Source organism: Chitinimonas violaceus (assembly GCF_052601015.1).
In genome coordinates this window covers 1-12,534 of sequence record NZ_JBQXDJ010000087.1, presented here as the reverse complement: position 1 = coordinate 12,534, position 12,534 = coordinate 1, and the positions used below count along the sequence as shown (strand labels likewise).

The 12,534-nt window shown below is 54.7% G+C and carries 12 protein-coding genes; 10 read left to right on the top strand and 2 right to left on the bottom strand.

Annotation, left to right across the window (positions count from 1 at the left end):
- Positions 1 to 414 (top strand): glycoside hydrolase family 24 protein (locus tag ACUHMQ_RS18670; RefSeq protein WP_445296967.1); only part of this gene is annotated, 414 nt, incomplete at its 5' end.
- Complete coding sequence (locus tag ACUHMQ_RS18665) at positions 411 to 911, top strand: hypothetical protein (RefSeq protein ID WP_445296966.1); 501 nt, start codon at positions 411 to 413, stop codon at positions 909 to 911. The genes ACUHMQ_RS18670 and ACUHMQ_RS18665, both read left to right, overlap by 4 nt.
- Before the next feature lie 38 nt (positions 912 to 949).
- On the opposite strand, the gene ACUHMQ_RS18660 is transcribed toward ACUHMQ_RS18665, so the two are convergent.
- A complete protein-coding gene (locus ACUHMQ_RS18660; RefSeq protein WP_445296965.1) occupies positions 950 to 1,222 on the bottom strand; it encodes a hypothetical protein in 273 nt (90 codons plus the stop codon).
- 136 nt (positions 1,223 to 1,358) lie between these two features.
- Between ACUHMQ_RS18660 and ACUHMQ_RS18655 the strand changes: the two genes are divergently transcribed.
- The 8 genes from ACUHMQ_RS18655 to ACUHMQ_RS18620 all read left to right on the top strand — a co-directional run bounded on the left by ACUHMQ_RS18655 (position 1,359) and on the right by ACUHMQ_RS18620 (position 11,821).
- A complete protein-coding gene (locus tag ACUHMQ_RS18655; protein ID WP_445296964.1) occupies positions 1,359 to 1,700 on the top strand; it encodes an ArsR/SmtB family transcription factor in 342 nt (113 codons plus the stop codon).
- Positions 1,697 to 2,188, top strand: coding sequence for an ArsI/CadI family heavy metal resistance metalloenzyme (locus tag ACUHMQ_RS18650; RefSeq protein WP_445296963.1), 492 nt, complete (start codon positions 1,697 to 1,699; stop codon positions 2,186 to 2,188). Before ACUHMQ_RS18655 ends, ACUHMQ_RS18650 begins: the two co-directional genes overlap by 4 nt.
- 19 nt (positions 2,189 to 2,207) lie before the next feature.
- On the top strand, positions 2,208 to 2,708 hold the full coding sequence (locus ACUHMQ_RS18645) for an arsenate reductase ArsC (RefSeq protein WP_445296962.1): 501 nt from the start codon (positions 2,208 to 2,210) through the stop codon (positions 2,706 to 2,708).
- Positions 2,705 to 3,367 (top strand): aquaporin, encoded by a 663-nt coding sequence (locus ACUHMQ_RS18640; protein WP_445296961.1) that lies wholly within the window; start codon positions 2,705 to 2,707, stop codon positions 3,365 to 3,367. Before ACUHMQ_RS18645 ends, ACUHMQ_RS18640 begins: the two co-directional genes overlap by 4 nt.
- 414 nt (positions 3,368 to 3,781) lie before the next feature.
- Positions 3,782 to 6,739 carry a type VI secretion system Vgr family protein gene (locus ACUHMQ_RS18635; RefSeq protein WP_445296960.1) on the top strand — a complete coding sequence of 986 codons (2,958 nt, stop codon included), beginning with the start codon at positions 3,782 to 3,784 and terminating at the stop codon, positions 6,737 to 6,739.
- Positions 6,740 to 6,749: 10 nt separating this feature from the next.
- Entirely contained in the window at positions 6,750 to 7,721 is a 972-nt protein-coding gene (locus ACUHMQ_RS18630) for a DUF4123 domain-containing protein (protein WP_445296959.1), read from the top strand.
- A gap of 30 nt (positions 7,722 to 7,751) precedes the next feature.
- Positions 7,752 to 10,736, top strand: coding sequence for a T6SS effector BTH_I2691 family protein (locus ACUHMQ_RS18625; protein WP_445296958.1), 2,985 nt, complete (start codon positions 7,752 to 7,754; stop codon positions 10,734 to 10,736).
- On the top strand, positions 10,733 to 11,821 hold the full coding sequence (locus tag ACUHMQ_RS18620) for a hypothetical protein (protein WP_445296957.1): 1,089 nt from the start codon (positions 10,733 to 10,735) through the stop codon (positions 11,819 to 11,821). The genes ACUHMQ_RS18625 and ACUHMQ_RS18620 overlap by 4 nt, the downstream gene beginning before the upstream one ends.
- Positions 11,822 to 12,063: 242 nt before the next feature.
- On the opposite strand, the gene ACUHMQ_RS18615 is transcribed toward ACUHMQ_RS18620, so the two are convergent.
- The gene (locus ACUHMQ_RS18615; protein WP_445296968.1) at positions 12,064 to 12,408 is read right to left on the bottom strand and encodes a tyrosine-type recombinase/integrase; all 345 of its coding nucleotides are present in this window, start codon (positions 12,406 to 12,408) and stop codon (positions 12,064 to 12,066) included.
- Positions 12,409 to 12,534 lie beyond the last annotated feature (126 nt).

Here is a 12,534-nt window from a genome sequence, read left to right as displayed (position 1 = left end):
GAAAATCCACGGGTGAGACTAGCCCGTAGAGATATAGTTATGCACAGTCGCCGGTCAAACGGCGGCAACCATCACTGGGTCAATATTCAATCGGCAGGGTGGGTCAATATTCAATCAGCGCAAACACGCTATCAACTGCTGGCGCGATACTACGATGCTTACCGCAAGCAACTGGGCTTACGAGACTTCAGCCCGACCAATCAGGATCGCATCGCGATTCAGCAAATCCGCGAACGTGGCGCATTGCCCTTGATCCAGGCTGGCCAGATTCAAACCGCGCTCGAGCGCGTCAAGAACATCTGGGCCAGCTTGCCCGGTGCCGGTTATGGGCAGCCTGAGCACAGCTTGGCCAAGCTCCTTGCGACGTATCAGGCTGCTGGGGGCGAGGTGGCCACGGCTGTTGTACAGCCATGATCAATACCTTACTTCCCTGGCCGTACCGCTTGATCGCCTTGTGTGGCCTGGCGTTGGTGATCGGTGGATCTGCGTATGTTCGTGGGCGCATCGATGAGCAGGCTAGCCAGGCTGGAAATCAGTTGGCCAATCAACAACGCGTGAGTCTGGTTGAACGCCGGCAAGCTGCTATCAGCCAACAAGTTGCCTTAGCCCATGAAGCAGGCAGGGCACGCGACCGCGTGATTTATCAAACGATTGAAAAGGAGGTCATCCGCTATGTGGCGAATCCTGAACATACTGTGTGTCGCCTGGATCGTGAGTGGGTGCAGCAGCACGACGCCGCTGCACTGTCCGTCATTCCCGATGCCGCCCGCGGCGTTGATGCGGCCGCCAGCAAGCTTACAAGCGATGACGCCCTTGTTACCGTCACCGAAAACTACGCCGCCAGCCAGGACAATGCCCGACAACTGACGGACCTGCAGGCTTGGATAAGACAGCAAAGTGTTATCCAGTAGGGGGATTTACTAGATTGCCGCAATCACATTTCAGCTAATCATAACAATCCTAACTCGCGCCGTATCATATTGCATTCGGCGCTCTTATCCTTGGCTTGGCTGACTCGCTCGTAAAGAGCATCAATTTCGCCTTTGGAAAAGGGAATTTGTCGTTCCGCATGCCAACGGGTGACATCTTCTAACAGCCTGCCGAAGGGCTTGCCACTGAAGTACCACCATGTTTCAGTGAGAAAGCGTCGAAACAACCACGCCAGGACCAATCCGGTCAGCACGATCACTAACAAGATCATTGGGCTTTCGTAAGTGTCCATATGTCTCTCCCCACTAGGTACGAGGTGGCCACTCAGGTACGTAACGGGTGTTCACGCAGCAATGGCCGTTACCTGTCAATCTGAAATATAGCTGAAATTCACTTGCTTTATTCATCATTTCAATAATAATAGAAATATGAAAACAAGCAATGTTGTCACCGCGCTAGCAGCCTTAGCACAAGAGTCCCGCCTCGCTATCTTTCGCATCTTGGTACAAGCCGGGCCTGGGGGCCTACCTGCTGGGAAGATTGCTGAAGCCACGGGAATTGCCCCCTCTTCAATTTCTTTCCACATGAAGGAGCTAACGCACGCCGACATGACAATTTCGCGTCAAGAAGGACGCTATGTCATTTACACAGCCAACTTCGAGACGATGAATGCACTGCTCGCCTTCCTTACCGAGAACTGTTGTGGAGGCAATCCCTGCGCACCCACCTGTACCCCAACCTGTACCGTCACAGAAGAGAGGTCATCATGAAACGCCTACATGTACATGTTTCCGTCGATAACTTGGCTAAGAGCATCGACTTCTACTCTGCAATGTTCGCTACCGCACCAACCGTCAGCAAAGCCGATTACGCGAAGTGGATGCTAGAAGACCCTCGAATGAACTTTGCAATCTCTCAAAGAGGTGTCGAAGCTGGGCTAAATCATCTTGGTATACAGGTTGAGTCAGCAGATGAGCTGGCTGAAATGCATCATCGTCTTCAAGAGTTAGCATCCAATTTGACCGAAGAAACCGGCGCAGCTTGTTGTTATGCCAAGTCAGATAAGTATTGGGTCAACGACCCACAAGGCATAGCTTGGGAGACTTTCCATACGCTGGACACCATTCCGGTTTTTGGAAGCCATCAAGAAGCTTCGCCTACCGCATCCGACTGTTGCATCCCAATGGCCAAGTTAGACAACGCATCTCCTTGCTGTGTACCAACCGGTAAATCCAAGACTACTGGCGTTTGTTGCTGATCCTCGGAAGTAAAATACCATGGCTGATAAAACCTACAACGTCCTTGTACTCTGTACTGGTAACTCGGCGCGAAGCATCATGGCCGAAGCCCTTATCAATACAATGGGTAACGGCCGCTTCCGAGCTTACAGCGCAGGCAGTCAACCGACCGGGAAGGTTAATCCATTTGCTATTGAGCAGATTGCTACGACGAAATACGCCGCTGGTAACTTACGTAGCAAGAGCTGGGATGAGTTTGCGCAGCCTGACGCGCCACAAATGGATTTCATCATTACGGTGTGTGACAACGCAGCGGGAGAGGCTTGTCCGGTGTGGCTTGGTAAACCCATTTCCGCACATTGGGGTTTTGAAGACCCGGCAGCCGTAGAAGGCAGTGACGAGGTAAAGCGCGGGGCCTTCAATAAGGTATTCCGTCAAATCATGGGTCGAGTTCAGTTGTTAATGGATCTGCCTCTCGATCAGCTCGACAAAACAGCCATCAAGCGGGAATTACAAGTAATCGGAGATTCGCCCGTATGACGCTCAGTCGTCGATTGGTAGCAGAAGGCTTGGGCACAGCCTTCTTGCTGGCAACCGTGGTCGGTTCCGGGATCATGGGCGAGCGATTGGCGGGCGGTAATGTTGGTCTGGCTTTGCTCGCCAATGCACTGGCTACAGGTGCCGGGCTAATTGCCTTGATCCTGACTTTTGGCCCAATCTCCGGGGCGCATTTTAATCCTGCCGTCACACTGTCGGATGCTTGGTTAGGCAACACCCGCTGGGGCGATGTACTGCCCTACATATTGGTTCAGATCGCGAATGCATTTGCCGGTGTAGCCGCTGCGCACTTAATGTTTGGCGAACCACTCTTCTCTGCATCCCAACACATTAGGACGGGTACCGCGCAATGGTGGAGTGAGTTTGTAGCCACCTTCGGCCTGCTCGCCGTCATTATCGGTTGTACGCGTAGCCGCCCTACAGTCACCCCTTTTGCGGTGTCTGCGTACATAACGGCCGCATATTGGTTTACCGCCTCCACATCATTTGCTAACCCAGCTGTCACCCTTGCTCGCGCCGCAAGTAATACGTTTGCCGGTATCCATCCTGCCGATGCTCTGGGGTTTATTGCCGCTCAGATTGCGGGTGCCGCCTGTGCGACGATTGTCTTGGATTGGCTGTACCCATCAATTGAGTCTTAGTCACTTCCATTCTTACCAACGGTAGACGTTGGAGGTATCACACTGGGCCCGCCTTGGGTTAGGAACAGACATTTCTTAAAACGAGGTTTTCCTCTACGCGCGAACTTGGCTAGCGCGAACGCTTTAATACGATATTTGAAACAGTAACGGGCACGCCAATTTCTGATCAAAACGGCCTACTGCGAAGTTTGCACCAGCCTACTTGGTGGGCAAAGCGGGGCCGGCGTTAATGCTATTGCATGTTGCCTCAGTACAGCGCTATAGGTGAAAAACCCCAGTGCGCATCCGCATCGGGTTTGTAATTTTGTCGGCGTAGGCAACTATTAGGTGATTTTGCCTTTCATGTTGTCTACCCCGTGCGGCATCATGCCCCCCTCAAAATAACAAACACGTCTGGCCCGGAGGCGCTTCGCCATGTCGTCTACTGCCTTACTTGCCCAATTCCTCGACCAACAAAACCAATGGCAAAGCACCGAGCGCCTTTACCGGCTGCATACCAAGCTTGGCCCGGATGCTTTGTTGGTGGAACGTGTTGACGGTATCGAGCAAATCATTGGCGCACCCTTGCCCAAAGGCAATGTGCTGCTCCCAAATCCCAAGCATTTTCCTGTTGGTTCTTCGGTGGCGGCGCAAGCGGCCAAGCCCAATGTACAGCTAGGCCATATGCCGTTGCTGTCGACGCTGCGAGATAGCCAGGCGGTAAACGACAGCAGCCTCCTATGTGGCTATCGGTTTGAAGTCACCGCGCTGAGCGCCAAGAGTGGTTTGGACCTGAATAGTCTGCTCGGTGCACCCGTCTTGCTGGAAGTGCAGACCAGTAGCAGCCGAACCGCATTGCGTCCTGTTCATGGCCATGTCAGCGCCGCCCAGGCATTAGGCAGCAATGGCGGCCTGGCGCGTTATCGGCTGGTGGTGGAACCTTGGCTAAGCTTTCTACGCCAACGGCGTGATAGCTGGGTATTTCAGGACAAGACCGTTGCCGAGATACTGGACAGCCTGTTCAGTGACTACCAAAGCCAAGGCGCGCTTGCGCCGGCCTGGAAACTGGCCTTAGCCGACAAATACCCCAAGCGCAGCTTGCTGGCCCAATACCGGGAAACCGATTGGCACTTTGTCCGCCGCTTGATCGAAGACGAGGGCTTGGTGTGCTGGTTTGAGCATGAAGGCGATACCAGTAGCGCCAGCCTAGGCCGGCACACGCTGATTATCAGCGACCGGCTAGGGCTTGATGCTGCGTGCGCCAACAATCCTGAATCCCCGTTGCGTTTTCATCGTGCCTCGGCCGTCGAGGGCGGCGACGGCCTGGCCGCCATGGCGGGCGCTTTGGGTGCCGGACCTGGTGGGCGCGATACCTTTCAAGAATGGCAGGAACAACGCCAGGTCATTCCTGGCAAAGTGCGCTTGCTCAGTTACGACGACCGCACGCTAAGCAACCAGGCTGTAGAGGCCAGCGTGCCGATACAGAACCACGGGCCCAAGCTTGAACTGGACGACCACATCAGCCACTACGGTTGGGCAGGTGCTGAAGATGGCGAGCGCCGCGCCTTGAACCTGCTTGCCGCCTACCAGACACAAGGACGGCATATCTATGCGGGGGGCACGGTACGCAGTCTTGCGCCCGGCCAGGTGTTCGAGTTGAGCCAACACCATCGCTACCCCAAGGATGCCCGGTTCAGGGTGTTGTCAGTCCATCATCAGGGCCGCAACAACCTGAGCGCCGACTTTAAAGCTACCTTGAACAGAGAGTTCAGTCTCGACAAGGAAGGGGAAGATTTCCCCGAGCACTACCTGAATCACGCCGTCTGCCTGTATGCGCGTGCCGCTATTGGTGTGGGTGAGTCTGTTGATACGCCCTTTGCGCCTTCCCCCATTACAGGCAGCTATCACAGCAAGCCCACCGTACAAGGCATACAGACCGCAACAGTGGTCGGCTTGGGCGGTCTGCCCATCGATACCGACCGCAACCACCGCGTCAAAGTGCAGTTTCACTGGCAGCGTGGCAGCAGCGCCCACAACCGACAGACCCATGCCACCGGCGACGATAACGCCCCCGCTAATGAACGCGCCTGGGCCTGGGTGCGTGTCGGTGCAACGGCAGCAGGCCCAAACTGGGGCAGCGCCTTTGTGCCACGGATCGGCCAGGAGGTGCTGGTTAACTTCCTGGATGGCGACATCGACAGGCCTATCGTTGTCGGCGCAGCCTACAACGGTACCGGCAACAGCGATGCGCAGCACAACGAACAAGCAGGCAATGATGGCCGCATTACTGCCAACGCCGCATTCTGGTTTGCCGGTGACGCCAATGAGCACGCCCACCCCGATTGCCTGAGCGGTATCAAGACCCAAGCCATCAGCCAAAGCCAATACGGACAGAGCGACAAGCAGGTAGGCGGCTTTAATCAACTGGTCTTTGACGACCACCCCGAACATCCCCGCGCCGAGCTGGGCACTACCCAGGCATACACCTGGTTACAGCTTGGCCAAGCTCGCCACCATCAAGACAATGCGCGCCGTGAATCGCGTGGCCACGGTGCCAGCCTGGATACCCGAGGGCATGCCGCAGTTCGCGCAGGGCAAGGCTTGCTGATATCCGCCCAGGTGCGCCCGAATGCCAACGGCGGCCAGATGGATAGCCAGGAAGCCGAACAGACACTCACGCAGCAGCGCGACCGCTTAAACGCGATCCTGGAACGGGCAGGCAAGCACAGTGCGCAATTACCGGAAGAGAAGGAAGCCGGCAAGCATCCGGTAGAGGAACACCTGAAGTCGCTGCAAGACAGCCTGGCCGTTGCCAAACAAGGTGCACCGGCCTGGACCCGGCCGAATCAGATACACAGCGCACCACAAGGCATAGGCTGGCTGACGGCAGGGCAATTCAGCCTCAATGCCAATGAGCACCTGGCAATGATCGGCCGTGACTTGCAGATTGGCGCACAGGTCACTTTGGGCATTACCGCACAGGAAGGGCTGCGCGTATTTGCAGGCGGCGCTAAGCCAGACGGCAAGCAGCCCGAGCAAACCCAAGGCATCCGCCTGTTGGCAGCCAGCGGGCAAGCCATCGTGCAGGCGCAAAAGGATAAAGCCAACCTGAACGCCAAGAAGGCGATTACAGCCAGTACCAATGCCGATGCACTGATTGCCAGCCCGACCGTACTCAAGCTCACCGCACAAGGTGCCGGTATGGAGCTGAAGGACGGCAATATTACGCTGTATGTGCCGAATGGCCTGAAGATGCAAGCCAGCCAGAAAATCTGGGAAGGCCCAGCCGCAGCCAGCCACCAGGCCGAGAAAATGCCAACCAGCCAGATCAAGGGCTGTGCACAGAAACTCGGCGCAGCAGCCGGTGCTGGCGGTCCCTTCGTTGCCGGATAAGTGAGCCACCATGACCACCGCAATGCAAGCCCATCCAACCGCACTCATCCAATCACTGAATGCCGCGATCAAGTCATTAATTGATGCCCACCCCCTGTTTTTGTTGGTTGATCCCGCGCTGCACGACCCGCTGGCCACGATGGCCGAAGCCGCTGCACTGCCGAAACAGTCAATTCCTATTCAGGCGATACCGCCGAATCGACGCCCCTATCTGCTGGACATTCATAGCGCCGCGCTGAATGAAAAAGTGCTGAATCACAGCCTGCGTCTTGGGTTGGAGGAAGCGCAAGGCGTATATGACCTGCCCGATGGCAGTCCGCGCAGCCTATGCGCCTGGATAGAGGGTGCACCTGGTCAAACGATTACTGACCTCGCATCGGCGCTGGCACGCCGCGCCACACTGTCTATGCCGCAAGTACATGCCGTGTCATTCCGTTATTGGGACCCACGTATTACCGCCCACCTGCCGCGTGTGCTCGGCGAGGGGGAGATGTCCAGCATGTTGGCGGATATCGGGGCAGCTGCCTGGTGGGCGTTTGTACCGCAAGCCAATGGTCCGCAACACCTGGTGTCGCTAGGCAAAGGCGGGTTGGTGAGAACAGGCGGGCCGGATGCTGCCCACCGTTGGGTATTGGATGCGCCGCAATGGCGGGCGTTGACGGCCTTGGGTTGGGCAAACCGGATGGCGCAGCTTGTACCCGCATGGGGACTGAACGAACGACCCGACCAAGGCGCGCTCGAGCGCGTGGCCAACCAGGCGTTAACCTGGGGGCTGGCCAGCGAATCCGACGTGCTGCATTTCGCCTATTTTGCGCTGGCCTACCATCCGGAGTTTGATGGCCACCCCAAGGTACGCGCTGCGCTGGAAGCGGCCAAGGCCAGCGACGACACAAGTTTTACGGACATCACCCAGGCATGGGATGAATCCTTCAAAGAAGAACTGCGCAAAGGCGGCGGGCAAGCACGCGCCACCGTTCATTGATGCACATGACCATGATGGCGAATCCAATCTATGAGTGATCCCTGTAACCGCTGCCAGCGCAAAGGGCTGGCCATACTCCCGGTGATCTATGCTGCCGCGCCGAAAGAAGATACAGCGCTTCCGCCATTGGGTGGCCATTTCGGGCCTGGCGTCACGGACAAAGCGTTGAAGGAAAACCGCTACTATCTGCGCAGGCTGGACCCTGGCTATATCTATCTGCTCTACCCGAATAAGGTATGGAAAGGGTACTTGATCGACGTAGCCGGCTACCCCCGTTACTACCCGGACCTGATGATAGAGGACATGCCCGCTACCTTGCCGGCACAGTCCGACGTCACCCGTTGCCAGACCCAGACCGAAAACCCGCACAGCGGCGTCGAAGCCATTTGCATTGATCGCCCGGACAAATTGACCGGGCCGGTATGGATTGCCTATAGCCGCCATCACTGGACCAAAGCCGTGAGGGCAGCGCACGCTAACGCTCCTGAGAAGCGGATGCAGAAGATTGGCGCTGTGGACGGTAGCGCATTCGAGCACGCCGAGGTGGCCAGCGCGGCGGCCATGAAGCAATGGATTGCAGACTACAAGCCATCAGCGGTGCAGATGCTGAATAAGCGCCTGCCTGCAGCAAACCCCGTTATTGATCGTAGCGGCGACGCAGAGAACCTGGCCGCCGCCATGCTGGCTATGAGCGGCAAACTCGCCAAGCCAGGCTTGATTATGGCCCTGCATGATCCGGTAGGCATTACCGCCACCCTGAATAGCGCCCGCAATGACATCACCGAACAGGTCCTATTGATCGATAAGAACCTGTCGGCCAAAGACCGGGATGATTTACTGATTGCCGGCATTGTCGAAGACATACGCAAAAGCATGCAGGCGGCCAAGGATAACCCTTGGGAGCGCTACGCCAAGCACATCGATAACAGCAAACTTGATCCGGTCCTGAAGAAGCTGCAGGCCAAACGCGACCTGGCCAAGCGGATCGACACTTGTTCGAGTGACTATGTGGTGTGGATTACCGCGCCCCGCCTTACCGACCTGTTTGCGTCCGACTTCGACCCTTCCAATGTGGCCAGCGGCCTGGCCCTGGAAAACTGCTTCGTGCTGTGTACAGCGGGCTCAGGCGTCACCATGCAGGAACGGGAGAAAGTCTGGCAGCCCTGGTTTGATAAAGACCCCAAAGACCCAACCAATCTGCTTTGGCAGGCGGCTACGGCGGCTGACAAGTCGGTGCTGGCCTTCCTTGCGGTGGAGAAGATCGACAAGACGTTTGATTTAACCAAGGGCTCCAAAGACATTTTTAAGGAACGCGAGTGGTTCGCGCATCTGCACGATGTCTTGCATGCTGCAAACAGCCAACGCGCCCAGCAGCGGGCCTATGCCGTCGCGACTGAAAAGATTGCTGTAACGCTCGCCGCCCAATTGATCTGGCTGCGTGGCAAGGACGGCTCGGGCCTGAAGAAGTACCACCAGACTGCTGCACGCATGGCAACCATCCTGGCCAGCCGTGGCGACATCGTAGTGCTACCTAAGACGATGACAGCCCGCGTACACCAATATGTGCGCTGGGTGCAGGACGCTTATATCGGCAAGCCGTCGGCACGTATCCCGCTAGTGCAGGGCAATGTGCTACCAGGCGGTGGCGGCAAGCGCATTGATCCTAACAAGCTGAACGGCGAAGAGTTGCGGAAAACCGTTTCCAATATGGATGGCCCCTTGATGGTGGATTTGTCGGGGCGTGATGGGGTAATGAATTTCAGCCTTTGGGTTGCACAAAAATTGCAGCCAGGCCAAGCGCCCGATAAGGAAATGGAAAAGCTGCTGCGTCGGCTCAAGCTGGAACCGGATGACCTGACTCTATCCGCTGACCTCAAAATCAACCCGCTGACCGATCTGGAAAGAAAGGTGGGCATTGCCAAGATGGATAGGGCGTTCTCGGCCGGGACCGGTTTCTTGACGCTCTATAGCTTCTACAACACCTGGAACCAGCTTACCGACGAGTTGAAGAAAGGGAAGGATGCGGACGCCCTGGCGTTGGAAAGCGGGTTCGCCAGCGTCGGTACAGCGGCGCTAACTGGTATCGCCGTCACAATGGAGATCAAGGCAGCCAATGAGTTGATTAAGCAAGCCGGCGTAGAGACACTGCGAATACGAGTATTAAGTGGCATGGCAGCAGGGCTGGGTTTGGCTTGCGGGCTGGTGGATGCCTATTACCTTTGGAAACAGTCAGAGAAACTATCGAAAGACGGTGATAAGGATGCGGCTGAATTCACGTTTTTTAGCAGTCTGTTGACAGGTGGTTCTGCGATATTTATTGGTCTTGCAGGAATTGCTGCAGCATTTGGTGCTACTGGGGTAGGGATTCCGATTGCGGTTGGAATTGGTTTATTACTAGCAATGGCTGCAATGGCAACTGGATATTCTGCCGCAGAAAACACCGATACTGAGTTAGAAAAATGGGTGGATCGTTGTCGATATGGCAAGCGCATACGAACCGACAGTAAATCTGCTTACCGCGATGGTAAAGAGGAAATAACGGCGTTTAGAAATGCCATTTACGTTGTCAGTATCAAGATGAGAATTAGCTGGCAAGCTGGCATATTAAAAGGCTTCTATACCATCAGCGTGCCGTATTTTGCGAAACATTCGGCTATTCGCGTGCAGCTTTCTGCTAAAGATACGCTGGGTACGACGCGAGTATTAAAATCCAGCCTGTTCAAAATTAATGGCGAAGAACAAGTCGAAAAGTACGATAGCCACGCTGCACCGGTTAGTTCGGCCGATGGCAAGGTTCAGGATAAACAACTATTGATTGAGGGGGAAATGACCTTGCGGCTCCCTCCGCAGGATTTGTTCCGCGATCCTGACCAACGCGGCAAGCAGTTTATTCGTGTGGGGTCGGTAGCTAAAGATGTAACCGACGTGGCTTATTTTGATAATTTGAACGTATCTGTGACATATCAACCAGACAAGAAAACTTGGCCTGAGTTTGTGGTGGAGAATCAGGCATGAGTATTGATGCAACTAAAGTGAAACGACCTGCGCCTTTAAAACTTACTGGCTTATGTGATGAAGTGGAATTGCCGGTAAAAGAAGCACCCAATGCAGGTAATGGGGTGATAACCAGAATGGATAGCGAGGCTTTAGTATTTGATGGGCAACCGCAAGGCAGTTTTATGATTGGTTTAGGACTGCTTACTCAGGTGCTCGGGCTCATTTTTTTACCATACATGACCTTTGTTGCAGCAAAAATTCTATTTTCGAGTGAAAGTGCTATTGGCGGAAATCCAGGCGGAGTTATGTGGTTCATCCTCTTATTTGCACTTATTGCAATAAGTGCAGGACTTTGCTTTAGTGTCTATATAATGTATTTGGCAATACTGCTTCCAACACCTAGCACCGTTATATTCAATCGACGTCTGGGCATGGTGATCGGTTCCCACAAAGGTAAACCCATTGCTTTAGAGTGGAAAAAGGTTAAGCCAGTTTTAATGCATAGTGTGATGCTCGCAGCGGGTGCACAACGGCAATACTATTTAGCTTTAGTAGAACGAGACGAAAGCCTCCCTAAAGGACAAAAGCAGAAAAAAGGGCATGGCTTGATGGTAAGTACGGGCCATACCTGGGGCTGGGCAAATTGTCATGCGATGTGGGAATTTATCCGCCGCTATATGGAAGACAAGCCAGAAAGCCTGCCAGAGGTTGAACTATCGCCTGCTGGGGGTTTTGAGGCTCGGATGCTCGACGAAGGGCCTTACTGGGAATTCCATGAGCGGCAAGGCTTGATGGCGGATTTGCGTTACAGGAATGGTTTCCCCCAATTCAACCATTGGGTCAGCTTTATGATGGTTGCCTTTGCGCCGGCATTCTTAATGAACGTATTCCGTATGCTCATCCGTCGCCGCGTCAAATTGCCCACGGAATGGCTGCCGGCAGCATCAAATGAACCCAACCCCTACCACGTTCGCCCAGCCCAGCCAGAGGATTTGGCCATACGAACCAAGGCTGCACGCTATATAGCAATCTGGATGACGGTCTGTTTAGGTCTTGGCACGCTCTTTTGGGTATGGCTTGTCCGGTTGATTGCTTTTCGATGAAGCGGACAAAGGCAGTGACAGTAACCAGAACTTGCCTCAAAAGAAGCCTAGATTTTGCTTCGCAATAGCAGGTTAAGCCACGTAGATACTAGGCTTGAAATGGGTTGTTTAGGATAGGTTGCGAAGCAGAAAGCAGCATATCTTGTTGAATTTAAACAAATCCGCAACTGACTTGTAATCAGCAGGTCGCCAGTTCGATTCCGGCAGTCGGCACCAGTTACTTCAAATACTTAGCCACCTTCTTAGGTGGCTATTTTTTTTGGGTGTGGCATTAGTTTGCCATCTAGCTTTGCTGCGTAAGGAGCCAGATGCTCCGGAGCCAGGTGTGCATAGCGCTGCACCATGGCTGGTGACGTCCATCCGAAATATTCCTGTACCGCCCGGGTGGGGGTACCCGCTTGGACTAACCACGAGGCGGAGACATGCCTTAAGTCATGCCAACGGAAGTTCGAGATGCCTGCTCGCTGTAAAGCAAGACGCCAAGCCTTCGTATTCGCTTGGATAATTGGCTTCCCCTGATAAGTAAATAAATGGGTGGGGTGCTTGTCGATGACTTCAAAAATAACCGCTAAAGCTGCATCATTCAGGGGGGTGTCAGGATTTCCGTGTTCAAGGCGGGTTTGAGATTCACACGGATGATCGAATAAACCGATCCGCGTAAAGAATAGCGAATTGGTTCATGGCCGTCTTCCAATCCTTGGCGGCATAGCCCC